Below are 21,090 nucleotides of genomic sequence, written 5' to 3'. Positions count from 1 at the left end.
GCGAGTCCCATTCCCAATTTTGCATTTTAAATTTTTAATTTTTAATTTACAAAAACCTGAAACTTAAAACATAAAACTTCTCGTTCCCATCTTCCCCCTCTCCGCCGCCGCCCGCGGGGGAGAGGGTCGGGGAGAGGTGGTCCCGCTGAAAACTGAAAACTTGAAACTTGAAACCCAATCCCCAATACCTTGATTATCCGATCATGTTTTCAACCCACACCAGCCGAATCGTCCGCCTCCTGACCGTGCTTGCCTTCGCCACCGCCGTCAACGCAGAAAAGAGTCCCTTCCTATCCGGCGGCAGCCACAACCTGCACCTCAGCGCCACCCTCAGCGGCAACAACGTAACCATCTCCTGGCCCAAAATCCCGGGCACTTGGGAACTCATGACCCAGCAACCCGCCGACACCGGCGACTGGCAATCCATAGACCCCGCCCTCTACCACACCAACAACGCCACCGTCACCGTCACCCAGCCCCTCCCCACCCAAGGCGGACTCTACCGCCTGCGCCGCTACCTGCCCAAGCTGACCAACCTCCAAATGCCCCCCATGCCCCAGCCACCCACCAACCGAATCCGCCCACGCAACCTCCCGCCTTCCCCCCGTTAAAAATTTTCACTGTCCACGATCGCGAACTTTCATTTAAAACCCAAACCACCTCATCCGTAAGGCAGAGCCGAGTCGCGCTCCTCTGAAGTCCCGCCAGGGACGGCCGACCTTAGCCCAGCCATTTATGGCTGGGTGCAAGTTCCTTACAAATTAAGTCCTGCTAAGGACGAAAGAACCCTCCGAATTAAAAAGACGCCACACATTCGCCAACTACAAATTCTACCTGACAACCGGCCCACGCTTCGCGCTACAGGTTTTTGAGCCCCCCTCCGAGAACTTCAACGAAGTTCTGCAACAAAGCCCAGGGTTGGCTCGCCCCGAGCCAACCCTGGGATCAACCAAAAAAATTACCCACTATATAGAGCGAAGCGAGGCGCGCCTCAAAGCGCGTTTACCGCCCTTTCATACCTCCCATCGTTCCTCCGCCGCGTGCCATCCCCAAACGTGAAGAATTTCCTTTCACCAAATGCTTAACCGGCGCAAACTAACGCCAACACCGAGGTGCTTTAAATGAAATCAACTTATCTTTGTATTTTGATTGCGATAACCTTCTCCGTATCGTGTTGCAGCGGCCAAGGCACCTTTCAAAATCTAGGTTTCGAATCCGCCAATTTATCACCCATTCCGCAAGGTCAAGTTGGAAGCTTTGTTCCCGTAAGTGCAGCGCTTCCAGGCTGGACAGTTTTCCTCGGTTCCTCCCAGGCATCGCAAGTTTTGCAAAACAATGCGAGCACCGGCGACCCGGAAGTTGATATTCTCGGACCAAACTTCGGAAATGGGCCCGGCGGAGTCATAGAAGGAAACTATACCGCTGTCCTTCAAGCGGGCGGCTCTGGAACTCATGTGCCCGCCACCATAGAACAAACTGGTTTTGTGCCTTCCACTGCGAAATCAATCCAGATGAAATTCGGCCCGGGCACTACCGGATATGAAGTCACCTTGGGCGGTCAGGAAATTACGATGAGCCCATTGGCCGAAAATCCAAACTACACCTTATACGGCGGCGTGATTCCGACCGGACTAATCGGCACCACCCAAGAGTTAGCCATTAGCGCTTTGCCTACTCCCACCGATGCCTTCAACGGCTTTCCCGTCGATTCAATCGTCTTTTCACCAAACGCCGTTCCCGAACCAACCATTTGGTCTTTGCTACTATGCAGTGCGAGCCTTCTCGCCATCAGGCGATTGAAATAATAAAAAGTGAACTCTAAACCATCAACGTGATCAGCATGAAACCAATTTTTCTTGGCATGCTGGTCGCAATAATTTCCCCAGCCTTACGTTCCGCCGGTCAAGGTGCTTTTCAAAACCTCGACTTTGAATCGGCGAAAATCGTTCCTAACAACCAACCGTCTCTATTGGCGGTCGGAATCGCCCTTCCCGGCTGGACCATGCAATTCGGATCCGCCCAGCAGTCTCAAATTAACTATGATGATGAGTCGTTGGGATCTACCGCCGTAACGCTGATAGGATCAAACGATCCTTATGGCGTTAATTGTATCGAAGGAAATTTTGGTGTTATTCTGCAAGGAGGAGTGACAGCCCTTGACGCTTCTATTAGTCAGACTGGTTTGGTGCCGGCCGGAACGATGTCAATTCAGTTCAAGGCCGTGTTGGATCCTTCACAAGGACCGGTGCTTCTATCGTTGGGAGGTGAAAACATAACCTTTTATGCCATAGCAACCGGACCGGTTCTTAACAGTCCAAATTATACTTTGTATGGTGCGAATATTTCTGCTTTGGCAGGAACTGTACAAGAACTTAAATTTACTGTTCCCAGTGCTCTGCAAGGATTTGGCGCTGATAATGGCTTGAATCTCGATTCAATCGTCTTTTCACCAAACCCCGTTCCCGAACCAGCTACTTGGTCTTTACTATTATGTAGTGCGAGCCTTCTCGCCATCAATAGACGCAAACACCCAAGCGGCCTCCACCGCTTCTCATTAACTCCGGCTTCAGCCCAGAGAAACAGCCATCAATCCCAAAAACTATCCCGAGCGCAGCGAAGCAAGCCCGTACACCACCAACCGCCACAAAACTCCCATCCCATCCCGCCCTCAAAGTCCCGCCAGGGACGACCGACCTTAGCCCAGCCATTTATGGCTGGGTCCAAATTCCTTACAAACCAAGTCCCGCAGGGACGAAAGAAATTTCCATCTGGAACTACTGCTCACCCACTCGCCCAACGCTTCTCATTAACCCCCAACTTCAGTTGGGGGAAAAACGTCGCGCGCGCATATAAGAAACGGTTTTAACCGTTTCTCGAGTTTACCGTTGCCAGCCGATAGCTTAGCCGACATAGAAATAGTCAGCAGATACGCTCTAGTCTCTTTGCTTTGTTACCGCTCGCATTTGCGTTGCTCTGTTTATTACCTACAGAAAAAACGGCAAAAACATTGTCCTCGCAATTTCAGGACACTCAATAGCCACAAAACTACCTGCAATTAAACAACCGAATATAACCACCGCTGAAAAAATATCCCTGCGTTTCCGGCCAGTGCGAAAGCCCCGCCACACCACCAACCCGCCAATAATTAAAAGTGGAATTGCAAGACTCCCTACTGCATAACCATCGGTTACCATCCAAAAAGTCAGATACGAAAAACATAAGTAAATCGTCGGCAAACCAAACAATAGACCGGGAATAATATTACCTGGCCCGCGCGTACACAAGAGCCTCATAAGCCCGAATGTTAAGATAGCCAGCAGAGCAATCGGGAAAAAAAACATTATTACAAAATACAAAAGCATGACTTTATAAGTTAGTCGCCAAAAAAATTACCCACTATATAGAGCGAAGCGAGGCGCGCCTCAAGGCGCGTTTACCGCCCTTTCACACACCTCACACATTCCGACCAGCCTTCGCCCTGTTTCTTTCCTTAATAAACCTCATACACTCCGTCCGCAATCTGACGGTAAGTTGAGTAGTAATTTCCAATCACACCACCGCCGCTATATCCAGAACCCGGAATGTGTTCCAGACTTTTAGATGACGTGTCAACCTCAAGGGCAAAATAGGGAGTCGAATGCCCGCCAGTTCGATGCATGCCGAAAATAGTGAGCCTTACGCACCCTCGCTCAGGTAGGTATTCAATATAGGATGGCGCGAGCGCGGCAATGGACGGCGGCAACCTATTTGTGTCCGGCAGATGCGAAAAAAAGCCATTCGTATTCTGAACCGCCAAACTAATACAACCTTGCCGGATCGCATCCCATCCTCCAGCCGACTGAACTCGCGCCGTAACTATTTCTCGTTGCTCACGCCGCTCAATCCAATTAGGCGGCCACCACGGCCAAATAAAATTAGAAAAAACGAAACCCAATAATAAAATAATACCGATGACTAATCGGAGCCCGATCGATTTAATTGATGATTGATCTTTCAAACTAAACCCCTACACCCCCTTAAACCTAAACAACTCCACCCCCGCCTCCCCAAACTTCCGCTTCCCCGCCTCCAACAATTCATTCTTCACCTCCGTCGCCGCCTTCGGGTCCGCGACCCATACCCGCAACGTCAGCGTCACACTCGTGCTGCTCAAATCCGTCATCGGACAACTCTGCACCTCCAACACCCGCTGAGTTTGATTCGCCAGATCCACCAGAATCTTTCGCGCCTTATCCACATCCGCCTCGTGCGTCAACCGAAACGGAACCAGGCAAATCGTCCGCTCATCCGTCAGCGAAAGATTCACCGAAGTCTGGCTCGCCATCGCGCTGTTCGGAATCACGATGCGCCGGTTGTCCGCCGTCCGCAACACCGTGTAACCCAAATTCAAACTCTCCACGATCCCCGTTTCCAAACCCGACGGCGCCGTCACCTGCAACCGGTCGCCAATGTTGAACGGGCGATACAATATCAGCGCGATCCCCGCGATCAGATTCCCCAAAGTATTTTGCGCCGCGAGACCCAGCACCACCGACACCACCCCCACGCTCGCCAGCCACGCCGTGCCGATCCCCTTCAACGCCGGGATGAGTTGCGCCCACGTCACGAACGCGAACATGTAAATGCACAACCGCGCGAACTGCGCCAGAAACCCGATCGCCGTCCGGTCCGACGGCATATATTTCGGATGCTGCTGCATCCGTTGAAACATCAAACCCGACGCCCGCCCCACCGACCACGCGATAAATCCAATGACCACCGCCCACAAAATATCGCCATAAAGCGTATTCGTGCTAAACAACTCGTCCCACAACGTAGAAAAATCTCGTTCCATTCCATTCGGCCACTCAGCCGCCACCACACTACCGACATCCGCCAAAACCTCAAGCCACACAAAACTCGCTCGTCTCAGATTGAAATATCATACCTGCGCTTCTTTCTCCGCGCCTCCGCGGTTCAAATAGGATCAGACCAGTCCTAATTCGAGACAAACTCCACTCCACAACTATGCACCCCAAAACCCAATGTCCACAAAATCCGACATATTCTACTCCCCCGAACCGTTGGCATGCTTCGTGGTAAGCACTTGCGCCCACAACCCGGCGAGGAACAGTTAGACTGATTTTTATATGCCGAATATTTTAGTCATTGATGACACCAACGACATCCGTTCCGTCGTCGTCGAAACCCTCCACAATTTCGGCTTCGCCACCCGCGAAGCCACCGACGGCGAAACCGGCCTTCAACTCGCCCTCGCCCAACCGCCCGACCTCATCATCTGCGATGTCCGCATGCCCGGCATGGATGGCTACCGCACCCTCGCCGCCATTCGCGAACATCCCGTGCTCGCGAGCACGCCCTTTATTTTTCTCACCGCCGCGATGGACCGCCACGATTTTCGCCGCGGCATGTCCTCCGGCGCGGACGATTACCTCACCAAACCGTTCGCGCCCGAAGAACTCCTCGAAGCCGTCACCATCCGCCTCGCGCGCCAATCCGAATTGAAATCGGAAATGTACAAACGCGCCGATAAATTGCGCACCGACGTCGTCCACCTCCTCACCCAGGAAATAACCGGCCCGCTCGACGGCATCATGGGCCTCACCGCCGCCATGATCCGCGAATACTCCGCCCTGCCGCCCGAAACCGTCCTCGCCCACGCCCGCCACATCAACGAATCCGTCACCCGCCTGACCCAACTCACCAAAAGTTTGGCCTAAAAATTTCCGTATCGAATAGGAGTTGACGAAAATTAGCCGCAGTCGCGGAGCGCCGAGCGCGACCAATCCCCCGCGGCGCAACCGCGCCGCCACCCCTTCCACTAACTTGGTAGGGCGGAGCTGCCGCTCCGCCGTCCGAAGTCCCATAGGGACGACAGATATTTGCCCACCACTTTAGTGGTGGGTTTTAATCCCGTTCAACTCAAGTCCCGCAGGGACGAAAGAAATCCTCACGTGGAACCACCGCAATAAAGAACCCAAACCGCTTCAGCGGTTTCCCGCGCCTCCCGCCTCAAGTCACCCAACCATTCACTTTTCCCAACTGAAAACTGAAAACTTGAAACTGAAAACTTCCCTCCTACTCCACCACATACTTCTTCAACCCCGTCCACTGGCAAAAAACCCCCCACGCAAACAACGGATTATTCCTAAAATACCGACGCCACAAACGCTTCGGCTCGCAGCACAAACGAAAAAACCATTCCAGCCCGCTCCGTTGCATCCACCGCGGCGCCTGCTTCACCCGGCCCGCGTGAAAATCAAACGCCGCCCCCACGCCGAACATCAGCGTCGCCGCGAATTTATCCTGGTACTGCGCCATGAACCGTTCCTGCTTCGGCGTGCTCAAGCCCACCCAAATGATGTCCGGCTTCGCGTCATTCACCATGCGAATCAAATCCTTCTCCTCCGCGTCATTCAACGGCCGAAACGGCGGCGTGTAAGTCCCCGCGATTTTTATCCCCGGAAATTTTTTCTCCAAACTCCCCTTCAACTCCTCCGCCAATCCCGGCCCGCCGCCATACAGAAAATGGCTGTAACCATTGTCCCGCGCGAACTCACACACCATCAGCATCAGGTCTGGCCCATACACCCGATCCATTTCGCGATGCCCATTGAGCTTGCCCATCCACACCATCGGCATGCCATCTGGCGTATTTAAAAACGAGCGATTCAAAATCCCGCGCAACTTCGCGTCCTTCTGCGATTCCATCACCCCATGCACGCCCGTCACGCAAATATAGCCCTTGGTTTTCTCCTTGAGCGCCCGCGCGATAGCCAAGAGCGCGAGCTTCAAATTGATCGCGCTCAAGCCCACACCCAAAACATTCACCCGTTCAAAAGGCCTCAAATCCGCCATAAAAAATTCACCGTGATAAACCCTCATCCTGCGCCCAATCCCCCCGCCGTTTCAAGACACAACTACAACCTTTCCCTGCGGACCGCGGGTCTGCGACCCGCAGCAACTCAAAAAAAGATTGCCGCTCACAACCTGTCCATAGACCCGCCAAACCCACCGCTTCTCATTAACCCTCGGCGTCAGCCGAGGGATTTCACCCTCCGCGCAAAAAAACTATCCGAGCGCAGCGAGGCAAACCCGCACATCACCCCGTCGCGTACGCCCTCAATCCCAACTTCCACACACACCATCCCCAATTCCGCACTCCGCACTCCGCACTCCACACTTCCCAACCCTTGACGAACTTCCCCACCCATTTCACACTCCCTCCATGAACCGGCGAAAATTCCTCCAGGCAGGCGCGGCCGGCCTCGCGCTTTCCACCCTCACCAATTACGCCGCTGACTTCGCCGATCAGAAAAAACGCGTCGGCCTCATCGGCTGCGGCTGGTATGGCAAAATTGATCTCCTGCGCCTCATCCAGGTCGCCCCCGTCGAAGTCGTTTCCCTCTGCGACGTGGATTCCCAAATGCTCGGCAACGCCGCCGACCTCGTCGCCTCACGCCAGCTTTCAAAAAAGAAACCGCGAACCTACGGCGATTACCGCGACATGCTCCGCGAAAAAGATCTCGACGTCGTCCTCATCGGCACGCCCGACCACTGGCACGCCCTCGCGATGATCGCCGCCGTTCAATCCGGCGCGGATATTTACGTTCAAAAACCCGTCAGCGCGGACATCGTCGAAGGCCAGGCCATGCTCGCCGCCGCGCGTAAACACGGCCGCGTCGTCCAGGTCGGCACGCAACGCCGCAGCACACCCCACTTGATCGAGGCGCGCGAGAACATCATCAAGACCGGCAAACTCGGAAAAATCGGCCACGTCGAACTCTGCTGTTACTACGGCAAAAATCCGAACGACAACCCGCCCGACATCGCCCCGCCCGATTATTTGAATTACGAAATGTGGACCGGCCCCGCCCCCATGCGCCCGTTCAACCGCATGATCCATCCGCGCAACTGGCGGCAATTCATGGAATACGGCAACGGAACCGTCGGCGATATGTGCGTCCACATGCTCGACCTCGCCCGCTGGATGCTCGACCTCGGCTGGCCGAAGACCGTCAGTTCCTCCGGCGGCATCATCATGAGCAAAGCCAGCAAGGCCAACATCGCCGATACCCAAACCGCCACCTTCGATTACGGCGACCTGCAAATGGTCTGGCAGCACCGCACCTGGGGCGAAGCGCCCGATCCCAAATATCCGTGGGCCGCAATTTTCTACGGCGACAAAGGCACCTTAAAAACCAGCGTGTGGAGTTATGATTTCATCCCCCACAACGGCGGCGAAACCATTCACAAAGACGTCACGTTCGAGTTGGAACAATATCCCGAAGACAAAACCGAAAAGGATTTGGAGAAACACGTCGCCCCCGCCGTTCGCTATCACATGAAAGATTTGCTGAGTTGCATCGCCACCCGCGGACGCCCCGTCGCGGACATCGAGGAAGGCTACATCTCCAGCGCCACCTGCATCCTCGCCAATCTTTCCATGAAGCTCAACCGCACCCTCGCGTGGGACGCCACCACCGGCAAAATTCTCAACGACGACGACGCCAACCAACTCCTCCGCCGCCCCTACCGCGCCCCCTGGCAACACCCCGAAGTCACCACCGTCTGATCAAAAACTATACTGGGAGGGCGAGCGTACTCGCGAGCCGTGACTAAAAAAGCGCAGCCACCCGCACCCGCCGCATAACCAAACCTAAAGCCATTCATTCCCTCGCCTCCGCGAATTGGAGGAGAGGGCCGGGGTGAGGAGGAGCCTGGCTTTTTAATTCACGCCGCGATTTTTCCAAAATCTAATCCCCAAAAACATTTCGCCAAAGCAAGATTGAACTGCTAAGCCGATTATGAAAGTGTATTCCCCATGACTGTTCTCTCAAATGATGAGCGCGAGCAATTAGTCTTTGAGGGCATTCATTGTAAGCTGCGCATCACCTTTCCCACGCTCGGTGTTTGCCTCGCTACTTTTCATGGGCATGATGTCGGCGAATTCGGCGATGCCCCGGTAAAAGCTCTTTCCGAATACTTGGCCCAACGGGACTCAATGACCTTGTTCGTGGACGGTCGAAAAGTGCCTGGAGCGTCCGTGGAAGTCAGCGCCACGTGGGCATATTGGATACAGGAGAATCGCACGAAGCTGGACGCCGTTCACATATTGTGCGGTTCCCGCTTTATTCGTCTGACAGCAAGTTTCGTCCGGCGCTTTGCCGAGGTGGAAGAGAAAATGTTCATCTACACGGAGGCGAAGGCATTTGACCTCGCCATCGGCACAGCGATAGCCGGCAGAAACGCGGCTTGATCGCCCCGTTTTTAGATAGGCTGCTGCTCGCGATTACAGCAGCGTCGCACCAGATGAACAGTTATGGCCCGATGGACGGTCTTCTTCCGAACAAAAGTCAGGGAAAAGAAACATAAGATGCGCGATGCAAAAAAGGCTGCCGAAAATGCCCGTCACAACCGCAAATGATATTCTCGGAGCGGGGATCAGGACCGCGAGGACAACCAACGCGATAAATAGCCGCCCTCCCCATCCGGTTTTTCCCGCTCGCTTGAACAATCCGGTAATCACTGGCATTCCCACAACTATGCACCAGAACACAAGCCCCTCGGTCTGCCACACTGGAAAAAAACACGCTTGAGCCGCCACGAGCATGATGAGCGAGGCAATGCCCAGTACCAAACCGGCGCCCTGCGGCCTTGCAGTTTTTTCTACCTCCGGCCTCGACGGACGGAACACGTCCCAGAGAACTATTACCCCCCAAAGCGCCAGCAACGCTCCAAACAGCGCAAAACCCACGCCCATGCGCACCGCGTTGCTGCTCTGAAAGTGTGCGACTCCGCTTGTTGACTGGATAGTGCCGAGCCCAGCGAAAACGCTGCGCGACGCCTTCCAAGGCATATCATACGATCTTTGCCCGACAACGTCGTGGCCAATCGTGATCAAAATCACACCGAAGACCACCAGCATCACCCCGAAAATCACCACGAACGACGACCTTCCTCGGGAGAATTTTGCACGGCCCTTGATGATGGTTTCTTGTGAAACTTTCATGTCCGTCCGATAACACGGGCTGTGGCAACGGACAATGAAAAATTCAAGACGAGCCTGACTCCGGATGTCAAACCCAGTGCAGAATCTGCACGTGCAACTGATACCGAACAGATTTTCTTCCAGCCTTAAAAATTGAAATTGACACTCGGCTTTCTCAGCGTCTCCCTAAACCTCCCAAAGCTCCGCCAGCGATTTGATATGTCCCTCGCGCGGGTCTTCCAGTTGCCGGTCAATCACGCGATACTGGTAACCCGACGCCACCGCTCCGTCCTTGTCGTGTTCGCAACTGTCTCCCACGTGCAAAATAAATTCCGGCGCCAGCCCCAGCTTCTTCGCCGTATGCTCAAAAATCACCGGTGAAGGTTTCGGAAAACCGATCTCCGCCGAAATGACGATTGTATCAAAATATTTCGCGAGTTTTAACTTATCCAGCAATGGCCGCAAACGCTCATCCCAATTCGAAATGATCGCCAGTGCGATTCCTCGCGCCGCCAGTGCGTCGAGCGCCGGTTTCGCATCGTCAAAAATCCGCCACGCTTCCGCCTCGGCAAAACGATCATACAACTCCGAAAAAAAAGTCTCGCTCGGCAACGGCTCCAGCAAACCCGAAAACGTCTGGTCCACCAGCGCCGCCCATTCGTCACGGCCATGATTGAAATTTTTCAACCCGCGCCACACCTTCGCGAATCGCTGATCCAACAACGCCCCCGGAAACTTATGCCCATGCCGCGCCGCGATTTCCGCATAAACATGCCCGACCGATGGCCACGGCTGGATCAGCGTCCCGCCCGCGTCAAACGTCACCGCCCTCACTTCCGTCACCGGACTCATTTCGCCAGATTTTCCGGGTGCATGTGAAGCTCCTCCACCAGGAACGCCCACTTGTCCGCCGATTCCTCGATCACTTTTGAAGTCGGTTTTCCCGCGCCATGTCCCGCCCGCGTTTCGATGCGGATCAAAATCGGTTTTGGGCCCGACTGCGCCGCCTGCAACGTCGCCGCGAATTTAAAACTATGCGCCGGCACCACGCGATCGTCATGGTCGCCCGTCGTGATCAACGTCGCCGGATATTTTGTGCCCGGCTTGATGTGATGCAGCGGCGAATACGCATACAACGTCTTAAAATATTCCGGGTCGTCCGACGACCCATAATCCGAAGTCCACGCCCAGCCGATCGTGAATTTATGAAACCGCAGCATGTCCATCACGCCCACCGAAGGCAGCGCCGCGCCGTATAAATCCGGCCGCTGCGTCAGGCACGCGCCCACCAGCAACCCGCCGTTGCTCCCGCCGCCAATCGCCAGCTTGGGCGTCTCCGTGTAATGATTCGCGATCAGCCATTCCGCCGCCGCGATGAAATCATCGAACACATTTTGCTTCTTCAATTTCATCCCGCCGTGATGCCACTCTTCGCCGTATTCGCCGCCGCCGCGAATATTCGCCACCGCAAACACGCCGCCCATCTCCATCCAATCGAGAGTCGCCGGGCTGAAGCTCGGCGTGATGCTGATGTCGAAACCGCCGTACCCATAAAGATACGTCGGATTTTTTCCGTCCAGCTTCAGTCCTTTTTTGTAAGTGATGAACATCGGCACGCGCGTGCCGTCTTTGCTGTGATAAAAAATTTGTTTCGTCTCATAATCGTCCGGCGAGAACGCCACGTGCGGCTGCTTGAAGATCGAGCTTTTTTCCTCGGTCAAATCATACCGGTAAATGCTCGTGGGCGTCGTGAAACTCGTGAAAGCGTAAAAAGTTTCCGTGTCGCCGCGCTTGCCGCCAAAACCGCCGACTGTTCCCAGCCCCGGCAAATCCACCGTGCGAATAAACGCGCCATCACGTTTGAAAATTTTCACCTCCGACCGTGCATCCTTCAGATACGTCGCGATAAATTGATCGTCCACCAGCGACACGCCTTCCAGCCGGTCCGGCGATTGCGGCACGAGTTCCCGCCAGTTCACCCGCTCCGGTTGCGCAATATCAATCGCGATGATGCGACCGCGCGGCGCGTTCAAGTCCGTGTTGAAATAGAAAACCGTGCCGACGTTATCTACGAAGTGATACGCCGCATCGAATTCGTTCAACAACTCGACGACTTCGCTCCCCGGTTTTTGCAGGTCGAGATAAAAAACCCGGTTGCGCGTGTCCGTGCCTTCCGACGCGTCAATGATCAGATAGTGCCCGTCATCGGTGACGCCGCCATTGAAATTCCAATCCTTGTGATCCGGGCGCTGGTAGATCAAATGATCATCCGCTTGCGGCGTGCCAAGGCGATGGTAATAAAGTTTGTGAAAATAGTTCACGCCCTTGAGCGCGTTGCCCGCCGCCGGTTCGTCGTAACGGCTGTAATAAAATCCCTCGCCGTCCTTCCGCCACGAAGCGCCGGAAAATTTCACCCAATGAATTTCGTCCTTCAAATCCTGCCCCGTCCGCACGTCGCGCACGTGCCACTCCTCCCAATCCGAACCCGCGCGCGCCAGCCCGTAAGCCATCAGGTTCCCATCGTCGCTGATTGAGTAACCGGCCAGCGATACGGTTCCATCGGTGGAAAGCGTGTTCGGATCGAGCAACAAAACCGGCGCGGCCTCCAGCGAGGTCATCGTATAAAGCACCGCCTGATTTTGCAGGCCGTTGTTGCGCGTGATGAAATAGCGTCCGCCCTGTTTCATCGGCACGCCGAAGCGTTCATAATTCCAAAGTTGCGTAAGCCGCTGCTTGATCGCGGCGCGCTGGGGAATTTTTCCGAGGAAGTCGAACGTCACTTTGTTCTCGGCCTCGACCCACGCTTTGGTGGCTTCGGCATTGTCGTCCTCGAGCCAGCGATACGGATCGGCCACGAGTGTGCCGTGATAATTATCCACCTGATTGGTGCGGGCGGTGACCGGATAAAGAAGTGCGGGCATGGATCTTTCTGTTATATGGCCCGCGCAACCGCCCAATACAACTACCGCGGCGAGCAGCGAGCCTGAATTTAATAATTTATATATTTTCATATCAGTTCCCCCGTGTTCCCCATTCGTTCAAGCCGCGCTCATCGCTGGACTTGGACGGCCCCAGTTTAAACATTTCCATCGCTTCGCCAATCAGATAAAGCGAACCCGCGATCACCACAAACTCATCCGGCTCCGCCAGCGTCAACGCCTCCGCCAGCGAATTCGTTTCGATCACTTCCGCTGAGGCATTTGCCTCACGGCACATTTTCGCCAACTCATTGGCCGCCGCTGTGCGCTGGCTCCGCACCGGCGCCAGCAAAATCCGTTTCGCCAGCGGCACGAGAATATTGCAAACCTCCCGGCAATCTTTGTCCCGCAGCATGCCGAGCACGAGCGTTGGACTTTGCGTTGCGAAATAAGTTTGCAACGCCATCCGCAATGATTCCGCGCCGCCGATGTTATGCGCGCCATCCAGCAAAAACTTTTTGCCGCCCGCGCGCTCAATCAACTGCAACCGCCCCGGCCATCGCACCGCCAGCAGACCCGCGCGAATGTCATCGTCGCTCACCGCAATTCGATTTCCCACCGCGCGCACGGCGTAGGTCGCGACTGCCGCGTTCAACCGTTGATGCTCGCCCAGCAGCGGCAACTCCAAACCTCTCAATGGCGGAAACTCGCTTTGCGTCCACGTGATCAGCCAGAACGGCGCTTCATTTTGCCGCGCGACTTCAAACAAAACCCGAAAGGCTTCGCGCTCATCCACCGCCGTCACGACCGGCACACGCGCCTTGATGATGCCCGCTTTTTCGGCCGCGATTTTCGCCAGCGTATCGCCCAGCCACGCCTGATGATCGAATTGGATGTTCGTGATAACGCTGACCAGCGGTGTCACAATATTGGTCGCATCGAGCCGCCCGCCCAAACCGGTTTCCCAAATCACCAGATCGCATTTCTGCTCGGCAAAATATTTCAGCGCCATGACGGTGACGACTTCGAAAAAAGTGGGATGTTCCTCCGCGCCAAATTGCCCAAGCAGCGCCTTCATCTCGCCAACCAATCGCACGATGTCCGCCTCACTGATCATCTCGCGATTGACCTGGATGCGTTCGCCAAACGCCACGAGATGCGGCGACGTGAACAATCCCACGCGCAAGCCGGCGTGGCGGTAAATGCTCTCGAGCATCGCGCAGGTCGAGCCTTTCCCATTCGTGCCCGCGACATGGATGAAGCGCAAATGCCGCTGCGGATCGCCCGCAAGTTTCGCAAGTTTCGTCGCTCGCTCCAGCCCAAGCGCCGTGCCGAACAACTGCAAATCGTAGAGAAACTTGATTGCGTCCGAATAGCTCTCCCTGGTTGTCATGTCAGGATTAGACGCCGATTTTCCCCTGGTCCCGAATCAAAACGGGCGGTTGTGCATGTAATTATGCGCAGCGGAAATAAATCCGCGAAACAACGGATGCGGCTTGTGCGGCTTGCTGTGGAACTCGGGATGAAATTGGCACGCAATGAAAAATGGATGCTTCGGCAGTTCGATGACTTCCACCAATTTCCCATCCGCCGAATTGCCGCTGAACACAAAATCCGCCTTCGCAAAACGGTCGCGATACGCGTTGTTGAATTCGTAGCGATGCCGATGGCGCTCATTGATGACGAACGCGCCGTAAAGCGTCGCCGCGACGGTGCCGACATCCAACTGGCATGCCTGCGAACCGAGCCGCATGGTGCCGCCTTTCTTGGCGACTTTCTTTTGTTCATCCAGCAGCGCGATCACGGGATGCGGAGTCGTCGCGTCAAATTCTGTCGAGTGCGCCTTCTCCAGCTTGAGCACGTTGCGCGCGAATTCAATCGTCGCGATCTGCATGCCCAGGCAAAGCCCCAAGTACGGCACATTATTTTCGCGCGCATATTTCGCCGCCATGATTTTGCCCTCAATACCGCGTTCGCCGAAACCGCCCGGCACGAGGATGCCGCCCAGCCCCTTCAAAATTTTGTCCGGGCCTTCGCGTTCGATCGCCTCGGCATCCACCTTGTGGATTTCCACGCCACAATCGTTCGCGATGCCGCCGTGAATGATCGCTTCATAAACCGATTTGTAGGCGTCGTTCAATTCAATGTATTTGCCGACCACGCCGATGCGGACGCGATGCCGCGGCGCAATCAATTTGCGGATGATCTCCTGCCAGTGCGCCATGTTCGCCACCGGCACGTCGAGATGCAACTGGCGGCAAACCAAATCATCGAGCCGCTCGCGCTGAAGAATCAGCGGCAACTCATAAATGCTGTGGTCAACGTCCTTCTCCTCGATCACCGCCTCAAACGGCACGTTGCAGAACATCGAAATCTTATGGCGCAAATCCTTGTCGAGCGGAAATTCACAGCGGCATACCAGAATGTGCGGCGCGATGCCGATTTCGCGCAGCTTCGCCACCGACTGTTGCGTAGGCTTCGTCTTCAACTCGCCCGCCGCCTTGATGAACGGCACGTAAGTCACATGCAGAAACAAGGCATTGCTGTACCCGACTTCATGCGCGAGTTCGCGAATCGCTTCGAGGAACGGCAATCCTTCAATATCCCCCGTCGTGCCGCCGATCTCGATGATCGTCACATCCGCCTTCGCGGATTCCGCCAGTGCATGAATGCGATTTTTAATTTCATCCGTGACGTGCGGAATCACCTGCACCGTCTTGCCGAGGTAATCACCCCGGCGTTCCTTATCAAGCACCGTCTGGTAAACCTGCCCGCTGGTCAGGTTGTTCATGCGGGTAAGCTGGACATTCGTGAAGCGCTCGTAATGCCCAAGATCAAGATCCGTCTCCGCGCCGTCATCCAGCACATAAACTTCGCCGTGCTGATACGGGCTCATCGTGCCGGGGTCCACGTTCAGGTAAGGGTCGAACTTTTGCAGCGTGACGCGCAGCCCGCGGTTTTCGAGCAGCGTGCCCAAGGCCGCCGCCGTGAGACCTTTGCCCAGCGAACTCACCACTCCACCCGTTACAAAAATGTATTTCATAGTCAACGCTTGTTCAAAATCGCTTCCACCCGCGCCACGTCCGCAGGCATATCCACGCCGATGCTGTCGTATTTCACCTGCACGACCGCAATCGCGATGCCGTTTTCCAGCGCCCGTAATTGCTCCAGCTTTTCCGCATTTTCGAGCGGCGAAACCGGGCATTGCACCAGCTTCAACAATGTCTCCCGCCGATACCCGTAGATGCCAATATGCTTCAAAACTGGAAAGGCCGCCAGTTGATCGGCAACCGAACGACTGGCGGCATCACGCACATACGGAATCGTGCGCCGGGAAAAATATAAAGCGCGACCGGCGGCGTTGACAACGACTTTTACGACATTCGCATTGTCGTATTCGCCCGTCTCGTGGATGCGCGTGGCGGCGGTGGACATTTCATTGGCGGAAAGTGCGCCCGCCACGGCGTCAATGACCGTCGGATCAATCAGCGGTTCGTCGCCCTGGATGTTGATGATGGCATCGCACTCGCAGCCGCGCACGACTTCCGCCAAACGATCCGTGCCGCTCGGATGATCGGGCGAAGTCATCTCTGTCCGGCAAAAATCCTGCGCCACTTCCCAGATGCGCGTATCGTCCGTCGCCACGATGACTTCGCTCAACGACTTCGCAAGCTGGCAGCGCTCGACGACGTGTTGGATGAGCGGCTTGCCCGCGATCAGCGCGAGCGGCTTGCCGGGAAAGCGTGTCGAAGCATAGCGGGCCGGAATAATGCCAACAATTTTCATCCCCGACATTTAGCCACAGATGAAGCCGAGGTTAAACACAGATTTTAAACTCCCATTCATCTGCTACCTCCGCGCCTCCGCGCCTCCGCGTTTAAAATCCTGCATAATCCACTCCACCGCCCCCACAATTCCCTCCACCACCAACGCCTCTTTTAATTCCTCGCCCGTTTTTTTCTCCAGGACCGCGCCATAACCCGTCCGCACCAAAATGCTTTTCCGCACGCCCGCATTCCACCCGCATTGCAAATCAATCAATTTATCCCCGATCATATAACTTCGCGCGAGGTCCAACCCAAATTCATCCCGCGCATCATACAAATATTGCGGCAACGGCTTGCGCCCGCGCGTCGGCTGCCCCGGCAATTCCGGCGCGACATAATATTTCTCGAAGCGCACGCCCTCCTTCGCCACTTCCTCCGCAATATGCCGATGCACGGCATTCACGTCGTCCATCGTGAAATAACCGCGCCCGACTCCCGATTGGTTTGTGATGATGAACAGCAGAAACCCCGCGTCCCGCAATTTCCGCAACGCCTCTGCCGCACCGATGAAAATGCGCACGTCCGCGACCTTGTGCAAATGATCCTTCTCCTGGATCAACGTCCCGTCCCGATCCAAAAACAACGCCGGCCTCAATTCATTTTTCAAGCGGTGATAGATACTATGGGAGGGCGTGCGTACTCGCGAGCCCAAATTAATCTACCCCGCTAAGAATGGAAATATTGACAGGTATAACGGTAAGCGTTATAGTCGTGGCAATGATACGCAGTTTCGCCTGCAAAGAGACCGAATTGCTTTTCAACGATCAATCATATCGGCGATTGCCACCGCAAATTCAGCGGCCGGCGCGGCGCAAGCTGCTTTTGTTAAATCAAGCACGAACCTTAAATGATTTGCGATCCCCTTATGGAAATCACTTGGAAGCCTTGCAGGAAAAACGAAAAGGGCAGCACAGCATACGAGTAAATGATCAATGGCGGATTTGTTTTCTATGGCAGGATGCCGATGCATTTGACGTTGAAATTGTTGATTACCACTAATTATGAAACCAAACAAACTGCCACCAATTCATCCCGGTGAGATTTTGCTGGAAGAATATATGAAACCGCGCGGACTGACGCAAAATGGTTTGGCGCGAGCGCTGCATGTGCCTCCCCGCCGCATCAATGAAATTGTTTTGGAGAAACGCGGGATCACGGCGGACACGGCCTTGCGGCTTGCGCGCTATTTTGGAACGAGCGCGGAAATGTGGACCGGCTTGCAAGCGGATTACGACCTGCGGTTGGTGCGCTATGCCAAAGCCTCTTTGATTGACCGGGAAATCGAACCGTTGCCAGAACTGCGTGCCGCGTGAACAGCTATGGGAGGGCGAGCGTACTCGCGAGCCGTGACATTTTTCAACCGGGCAGATTAATTTGGGCTCGCGCTTACGCTCGCCCGCCCGCCTCCCTTTATTTTTCCCTTTAAGCCACGCGAATATTCTGACTAGCCTCTTGCCATGAACGTATTCGTCACCGGCGGCGCGGGCTATATCGGGTCAGTGTGCGTGGAAGAACTGCTTAACGCGGGCCACAAGGTCACCGTCTATGACAGCCTCGTCGAAGGCCATCGCTCCGCGCTCGACCCACGCGCGGCCTTCGTTCACGGCCGCCCGGACGAACCCGGAAATATCCTCGCCGCCGTCAAAGTCGCGCAACCCGAAGCCATCCTGCATTTCGCCGCCTTCGCGCTCGTCGGCGAGTCCATGATCAACCCCGCAAAATATTTTCAGAACAACGTCGTCAACGGCCTCGCGCTCCTCAACGCCGCCATCGAAGTCAAAGTGAAGAAGTTCGTCTTCAGCTCGACGTGCGCGACTTACGGCCCGCCCGATCGCGTGCCCATGACGGAAGACTTGCCGCAACGCCCCATCAATCCCTACGGCGAATCGAAATTGATGTTCGAAAAAATGCTCAAGTGGTATCACGAAATTCACGGCTTGGAATTCGTCGCCTTTCGCTATTTCAATGCCGCCGGCGCCAGCGAAAAATTCGGCGAACATCATCGCATCGAGACGCATCTGATTCCGAACGTCCTCAAAGTCCCGCTCGGCCAATCCCAGCAATGCGAGATTTACGGCACGGATTATCCCACGCCCGACGGCACGTGCATCCGCGATTACATTCACATCGTGGATCTCGCGCAGGCCCACATGCTCGCGATGACTCCCGGCAAACAAGGATTCTACAACCTCGGCAATGGCGATGGTTATTCAGTGCGCCAGGTCATCGAGACCTGCGAAAAAATCACCGGCAAAAAAATTCCCGTTGTCGAAAAACCGCGCCGCCCGGGTGATCCACCCAAACTCGTCGCGGGCGCGGCCAAGGCCATCAACGAACTCGGCTGGAAACCAAAATATCCCAAGCTCGAAGACATCATCCGCACCGCCTGGAACTGGCACGTGAATCATCCGAACGGCTATCCAGATTAAGCGGCCAGCTTTCGCGACAACTTGAAATAAAAAAACCGCAAGCCACTTGCTTGCGGTTTTTGATTTTAAATTGTCAGTCGTTTACATGATCCCCGCCCACATTCCCAAACCACAAACCACAATCATCACTCCCGCAAAACGAATCGCAGGCGGGCTGAAGCGTTTTTGCGCGAGCAAACCAAGTCCAATGCCGCAAGCGTGCAGAAACGCCGTCGCCGCGATGAATCCCAACGCGTAAGTCAGGCCCGATGCCGCCATCGGAATTTCCGTTCCGTGCGCGTGCCCGTGGAAAATCGCGAACACCCCCACCAGCGCCATGCTCACCGCCATCGGCAGCCGCGCCGCCGTCGCGATTAACACCCCCATCGCAATCACCGACACCAAAATTCCCGTTTCCACCATCGGCAAATGAACTCCCGCCATGCCCATCGCGCCGCCGATCGTCATGAGACTGACGAACGTCGTCGGCACCACCCACAAGGCGCGGCCACCCATTTGCGCGGCCCACAAACCGACCGCGATCATGACCAGAATATGATCCAGTCCATGCAGCGGATGACTCATGCCGGCGGCGAAACTCGTCGCAGGACCATGACCGGGATGCGCTTGCGCGAGCACAGGCAGCAGCGCGGCAACGGCGAACAGTGCGGATAATTTCAAGTTCTTCGTATTCATAACAGGTGATTTGGTTGTTGGTTGCGGATTAAATTAAATCAACGGGTTCCCATGCCGACGCTTTGGACGGTCTGGAACAATTTGCCTTCGGTCTTGATGCTCGGCGCGATGATGATTTCCGTTTCCTGAAATTCGCGGATGCTCGCGGCGCCGACGTTGCCCATGCACGTCGTGATCGCGCCGACTAAATTTTGCGAACCGTCATCCACGGTGGCCGGGCCGAAAAGAATTTGCTTCAGCGACCCGCTCAAGCCGACCTTGATGCGCGTGCCGCGCGGCAGGTTGGCGTGTGGCGTGGCCATGCCCCAATGATTGCCCTTGCCCGGCGCTTCCTTCGCGCGCGCGAACGCGCTGCCCACCATCACGGCATCCGAGCCGCATGCCAGCGCCTTGCAAACATCGCCGCCTTTGCTCATGCCGCCGTCAGTGATGATCGGCACATATTTGCCCGTGTTTTTAAAATGCTGATCGCGGGCCGCCGCGCAATCCACCGTCGCCGTCACCTGCGGAACGCCCAATCCCAAAACGCCCCGGCTCGTGCACGCCGCCCCCGGCCCAACGCCGATCATCACGCCCGCCACCCCACAACCCATCAGTTCCAGCGTCACGTCGTAAGTGACCGCGTTGCCGATAAAAACCGGGATGCTCAAGCTCTTGGTGAACGCCGCCAGGTCCAGTGATTTATATTCCGTGGAAATATGGCGAACGGTGGACACCGTGGATTGCACGAAAAATACATCCGCGCCCGCTTCCTGCGCGATGGCCGCAAACCGCTCCGCCTTCTGCGGAATGGAACTCACCGCCGCCAGCACGCCGGCCTTCTTAAGTTCTTCCACGCGGCGCGCGATCAATTCTTCCTTAATCGGTTCAAGATAAAGTTTCTGGATTAGCGTGGTGACTTCTTCCTTGTCCGCCTTTACGACCTGCTCGAGAACTTCGGAAGGATTTTCGTAACGCGTCTGCACGCCTTCGAGATTGATCACGCCCAGGCCGCCGAGCTTGCCCATCTCAATGCAAAATTTCACATCCGTCACGCCGTCCATGGCGCTGGCCATGATGGGAATTTTGAGCGTGAAATGGCTGCCATCCTTGCGGGGAATTTTAAAGCTGGTGTCCACCTCGTTCGGGTTGATGGTGACATCGCCGGGCACGAGCGCGATTTCATCAAACCCATAAGTGACACGGGCTTTGCGATTTCTTCCGATCCACATTCCCATAAGCTTCGAATAAAGATGCGAGGCGACGCGTAT

General features: G+C 55.4%; 22 protein-coding genes. 9 read left to right on the top strand and 13 right to left on the bottom strand.

Annotation, left to right across the window (positions count from 1 at the left end; genetic code table 11):
• The first annotated feature begins 167 nt into the window (after positions 1-167).
• The 3 genes from VH413_08995 (at position 168) to VH413_08985 (ending at position 2,866) form a co-directional block, all read left to right on the top strand.
• Positions 168-611, top strand: a complete 444-nt coding sequence (locus tag VH413_08995) for a hypothetical protein (GenBank protein HEX3798824.1) — start codon at positions 168-170, stop codon at positions 609-611.
• A 510-nt stretch (positions 612-1,121) separates the two neighbouring features.
• Positions 1,122-1,805 carry a hypothetical protein gene (locus VH413_08990; GenBank protein HEX3798823.1) on the top strand — a complete coding sequence of 228 codons (684 nt, stop codon included), beginning with the start codon at positions 1,122-1,124 and terminating at the stop codon, positions 1,803-1,805.
• A gap of 26 nt (positions 1,806-1,831) precedes the next feature.
• Positions 1,832-2,866, top strand: a complete 1,035-nt coding sequence (locus VH413_08985) for a hypothetical protein (GenBank protein ID HEX3798822.1) — start codon at positions 1,832-1,834, stop codon at positions 2,864-2,866.
• A 118-nt stretch (positions 2,867-2,984) separates the two neighbouring features.
• Here VH413_08985 and VH413_08980 read toward each other — a convergent pair whose 3' ends face one another.
• From VH413_08980 to VH413_08970, 3 genes are all read right to left on the bottom strand, one after another.
• Positions 2,985-3,362, bottom strand: a complete 378-nt coding sequence (locus VH413_08980; protein ID HEX3798821.1) for a hypothetical protein — start codon at positions 3,360-3,362, stop codon at positions 2,985-2,987.
• 128 nt (positions 3,363-3,490) lie between these two features.
• Complete coding sequence (locus VH413_08975) at positions 3,491-3,997, bottom strand: hypothetical protein (protein ID HEX3798820.1); 507 nt, start codon at positions 3,995-3,997, stop codon at positions 3,491-3,493.
• A gap of 9 nt (positions 3,998-4,006) precedes the next feature.
• Positions 4,007-4,894, bottom strand: a complete 888-nt coding sequence (locus VH413_08970) for a mechanosensitive ion channel family protein (GenBank protein ID HEX3798819.1) — start codon at positions 4,892-4,894, stop codon at positions 4,007-4,009.
• Between the two features lie 235 nt (positions 4,895-5,129).
• Here VH413_08970 and VH413_08965 point away from each other — a divergent pair, with 235 nt between their 5' ends.
• Positions 5,130-5,720 (top strand): response regulator, encoded by a 591-nt coding sequence (locus VH413_08965; protein ID HEX3798818.1) that lies wholly within the window; start codon positions 5,130-5,132, stop codon positions 5,718-5,720.
• 358 nt (positions 5,721-6,078) lie between these two features.
• On the opposite strand, the gene VH413_08960 is transcribed toward VH413_08965, so the two are convergent.
• On the bottom strand, positions 6,079-6,858 hold the full coding sequence (locus VH413_08960; protein HEX3798817.1) for a WecB/TagA/CpsF family glycosyltransferase: 780 nt from the start codon (positions 6,856-6,858) through the stop codon (positions 6,079-6,081).
• 370 nt (positions 6,859-7,228) lie between these two features.
• On the opposite strand from VH413_08960, the gene VH413_08955 reads away from it, so the two are divergent.
• Positions 7,229-8,575, top strand: a complete 1,347-nt coding sequence (locus VH413_08955) for a Gfo/Idh/MocA family oxidoreductase (protein ID HEX3798816.1) — start codon at positions 7,229-7,231, stop codon at positions 8,573-8,575.
• Positions 8,576-8,824: 249 nt separating this feature from the next.
• Positions 8,825-9,259 carry a hypothetical protein gene (locus VH413_08950; protein HEX3798815.1) on the top strand — a complete coding sequence of 145 codons (435 nt, stop codon included), beginning with the start codon at positions 8,825-8,827 and terminating at the stop codon, positions 9,257-9,259.
• A 33-nt stretch (positions 9,260-9,292) separates the two neighbouring features.
• Here the strand turns inward: VH413_08950 and VH413_08945 are convergent, their stop codons facing one another.
• The 7 genes from VH413_08945 to VH413_08915 all read right to left on the bottom strand — a co-directional run bounded on the left by VH413_08945 (position 9,293) and on the right by VH413_08915 (position 17,343).
• Positions 9,293-10,012, bottom strand: a complete 720-nt coding sequence (locus VH413_08945) for a hypothetical protein (GenBank protein HEX3798814.1) — start codon at positions 10,010-10,012, stop codon at positions 9,293-9,295.
• A gap of 165 nt (positions 10,013-10,177) precedes the next feature.
• A complete protein-coding gene (locus VH413_08940) occupies positions 10,178-10,843 on the bottom strand; it encodes an HAD-IA family hydrolase (GenBank protein ID HEX3798813.1) in 666 nt (221 codons plus the stop codon).
• Complete coding sequence (locus VH413_08935; GenBank protein ID HEX3798812.1) at positions 10,840-12,912, bottom strand: prolyl oligopeptidase family serine peptidase; 2,073 nt, start codon at positions 12,910-12,912, stop codon at positions 10,840-10,842. Before VH413_08935 ends, VH413_08940 begins: the two co-directional genes overlap by 4 nt.
• A 91-nt stretch (positions 12,913-13,003) precedes the next feature.
• Positions 13,004-14,302 carry a folylpolyglutamate synthase/dihydrofolate synthase family protein gene (locus tag VH413_08930; protein HEX3798811.1) on the bottom strand — a complete coding sequence of 433 codons (1,299 nt, stop codon included), beginning with the start codon at positions 14,300-14,302 and terminating at the stop codon, positions 13,004-13,006.
• Between the two features lie 36 nt (positions 14,303-14,338).
• Positions 14,339-15,952: a CTP synthase gene (locus VH413_08925; GenBank protein ID HEX3798810.1), complete on the bottom strand. Its 1,614-nt coding sequence runs from the start codon at positions 15,950-15,952 to the stop codon at positions 14,339-14,341.
• Between the two features lie 2 nt (positions 15,953-15,954).
• On the bottom strand, positions 15,955-16,695 hold the full coding sequence (gene kdsB / locus VH413_08920) for a 3-deoxy-manno-octulosonate cytidylyltransferase (GenBank protein HEX3798809.1): 741 nt from the start codon (positions 16,693-16,695) through the stop codon (positions 15,955-15,957).
• 63 nt (positions 16,696-16,758) lie between these two features.
• Positions 16,759-17,343, bottom strand: coding sequence for an HAD family hydrolase (locus VH413_08915; GenBank protein HEX3798808.1), 585 nt, complete (start codon positions 17,341-17,343; stop codon positions 16,759-16,761).
• A gap of 110 nt (positions 17,344-17,453) precedes the next feature.
• On the opposite strand from VH413_08915, the gene VH413_08910 reads away from it, so the two are divergent.
• The 3 genes from VH413_08910 (at position 17,454) to galE (ending at position 19,165) form a co-directional block, all read left to right on the top strand.
• Positions 17,454-17,735, top strand: a complete 282-nt coding sequence (locus VH413_08910) for a type II toxin-antitoxin system RelE/ParE family toxin (GenBank protein ID HEX3798807.1) — start codon at positions 17,454-17,456, stop codon at positions 17,733-17,735.
• A 2-nt stretch (positions 17,736-17,737) separates the two neighbouring features.
• A complete protein-coding gene (locus VH413_08905; protein HEX3798806.1) occupies positions 17,738-18,049 on the top strand; it encodes a HigA family addiction module antitoxin in 312 nt (103 codons plus the stop codon).
• A gap of 144 nt (positions 18,050-18,193) precedes the next feature.
• Positions 18,194-19,165, top strand: a complete 972-nt coding sequence (gene galE, locus VH413_08900) for a UDP-glucose 4-epimerase GalE (protein ID HEX3798805.1) — start codon at positions 18,194-18,196, stop codon at positions 19,163-19,165.
• An 81-nt stretch (positions 19,166-19,246) separates the two neighbouring features.
• On the opposite strand, the gene VH413_08895 is transcribed toward galE, so the two are convergent.
• Entirely contained in the window at positions 19,247-19,840 is a 594-nt protein-coding gene (locus VH413_08895) for a HupE/UreJ family protein (GenBank protein HEX3798804.1), read from the bottom strand.
• Between the two features lie 38 nt (positions 19,841-19,878).
• Entirely contained in the window at positions 19,879-21,057 is a 1,179-nt protein-coding gene (locus VH413_08890; protein ID HEX3798803.1) for a GuaB3 family IMP dehydrogenase-related protein, read from the bottom strand.
• Between the last annotated feature and the right edge of the window lie 33 nt (positions 21,058-21,090).

This window comes from Verrucomicrobiia bacterium (genome assembly GCA_036268055.1).
GTDB lineage: Bacteria > Verrucomicrobiota > Verrucomicrobiia > Limisphaerales > Pedosphaeraceae > DATAUW01.
The sequence above is the reverse complement of the archived record's forward strand: the minus strand, read 5'-3'. Positions and strand labels throughout refer to the sequence as shown.

What these genes read in the sequence shown, in the direction of transcription:
- VH413_08990 (HEX3798823.1), top strand. Translation starts at nt 1,122, where the DNA reads ATGAAATCAACTTATCTTTGTATTTTGATTGCGATAACCTTCTCCGTA.
- VH413_08980 (HEX3798821.1), bottom strand. Translation starts at nt 3,362, where the DNA reads ATGCTTTTGTATTTTGTAATAATGTTTTTTTTCCCGATTGCTCTGCTG.
- VH413_08965 (HEX3798818.1), top strand. Translation starts at nt 5,130, where the DNA reads ATGCCGAATATTTTAGTCATTGATGACACCAACGACATCCGTTCCGTC.
- VH413_08960 (HEX3798817.1), bottom strand. Translation starts at nt 6,858, where the DNA reads ATGGCGGATTTGAGGCCTTTTGAACGGGTGAATGTTTTGGGTGTGGGC.
- VH413_08955 (HEX3798816.1), top strand. Translation starts at nt 7,229, where the DNA reads ATGAACCGGCGAAAATTCCTCCAGGCAGGCGCGGCCGGCCTCGCGCTT.
- VH413_08950 (HEX3798815.1), top strand. Translation starts at nt 8,825, where the DNA reads ATGACTGTTCTCTCAAATGATGAGCGCGAGCAATTAGTCTTTGAGGGC.
- VH413_08945 (HEX3798814.1), bottom strand. Translation starts at nt 10,012, where the DNA reads ATGAAAGTTTCACAAGAAACCATCATCAAGGGCCGTGCAAAATTCTCC.
- VH413_08940 (HEX3798813.1), bottom strand. Translation starts at nt 10,843, where the DNA reads ATGAGTCCGGTGACGGAAGTGAGGGCGGTGACGTTTGACGCGGGCGGG.
- VH413_08935 (HEX3798812.1), bottom strand. Translation starts at nt 12,912, where the DNA reads ATGCCCGCACTTCTTTATCCGGTCACCGCCCGCACCAATCAGGTGGAT.
- VH413_08930 (HEX3798811.1), bottom strand. Translation starts at nt 14,302, where the DNA reads ATGACAACCAGGGAGAGCTATTCGGACGCAATCAAGTTTCTCTACGAT.
- VH413_08925 (HEX3798810.1), bottom strand. Translation starts at nt 15,952, where the DNA reads ATGAAATACATTTTTGTAACGGGTGGAGTGGTGAGTTCGCTGGGCAAA.
- kdsB (HEX3798809.1), bottom strand. Translation starts at nt 16,695, where the DNA reads ATGAAAATTGTTGGCATTATTCCGGCCCGCTATGCTTCGACACGCTTT.
- VH413_08910 (HEX3798807.1), top strand. Translation starts at nt 17,454, where the DNA reads ATGATACGCAGTTTCGCCTGCAAAGAGACCGAATTGCTTTTCAACGAT.
- VH413_08905 (HEX3798806.1), top strand. Translation starts at nt 17,738, where the DNA reads ATGAAACCAAACAAACTGCCACCAATTCATCCCGGTGAGATTTTGCTG.
- galE (HEX3798805.1), top strand. Translation starts at nt 18,194, where the DNA reads ATGAACGTATTCGTCACCGGCGGCGCGGGCTATATCGGGTCAGTGTGC.
- VH413_08895 (HEX3798804.1), bottom strand. Translation starts at nt 19,840, where the DNA reads ATGAATACGAAGAACTTGAAATTATCCGCACTGTTCGCCGTTGCCGCG.
- VH413_08890 (HEX3798803.1), bottom strand. Translation starts at nt 21,057, where the DNA reads ATGGGAATGTGGATCGGAAGAAATCGCAAAGCCCGTGTCACTTATGGG.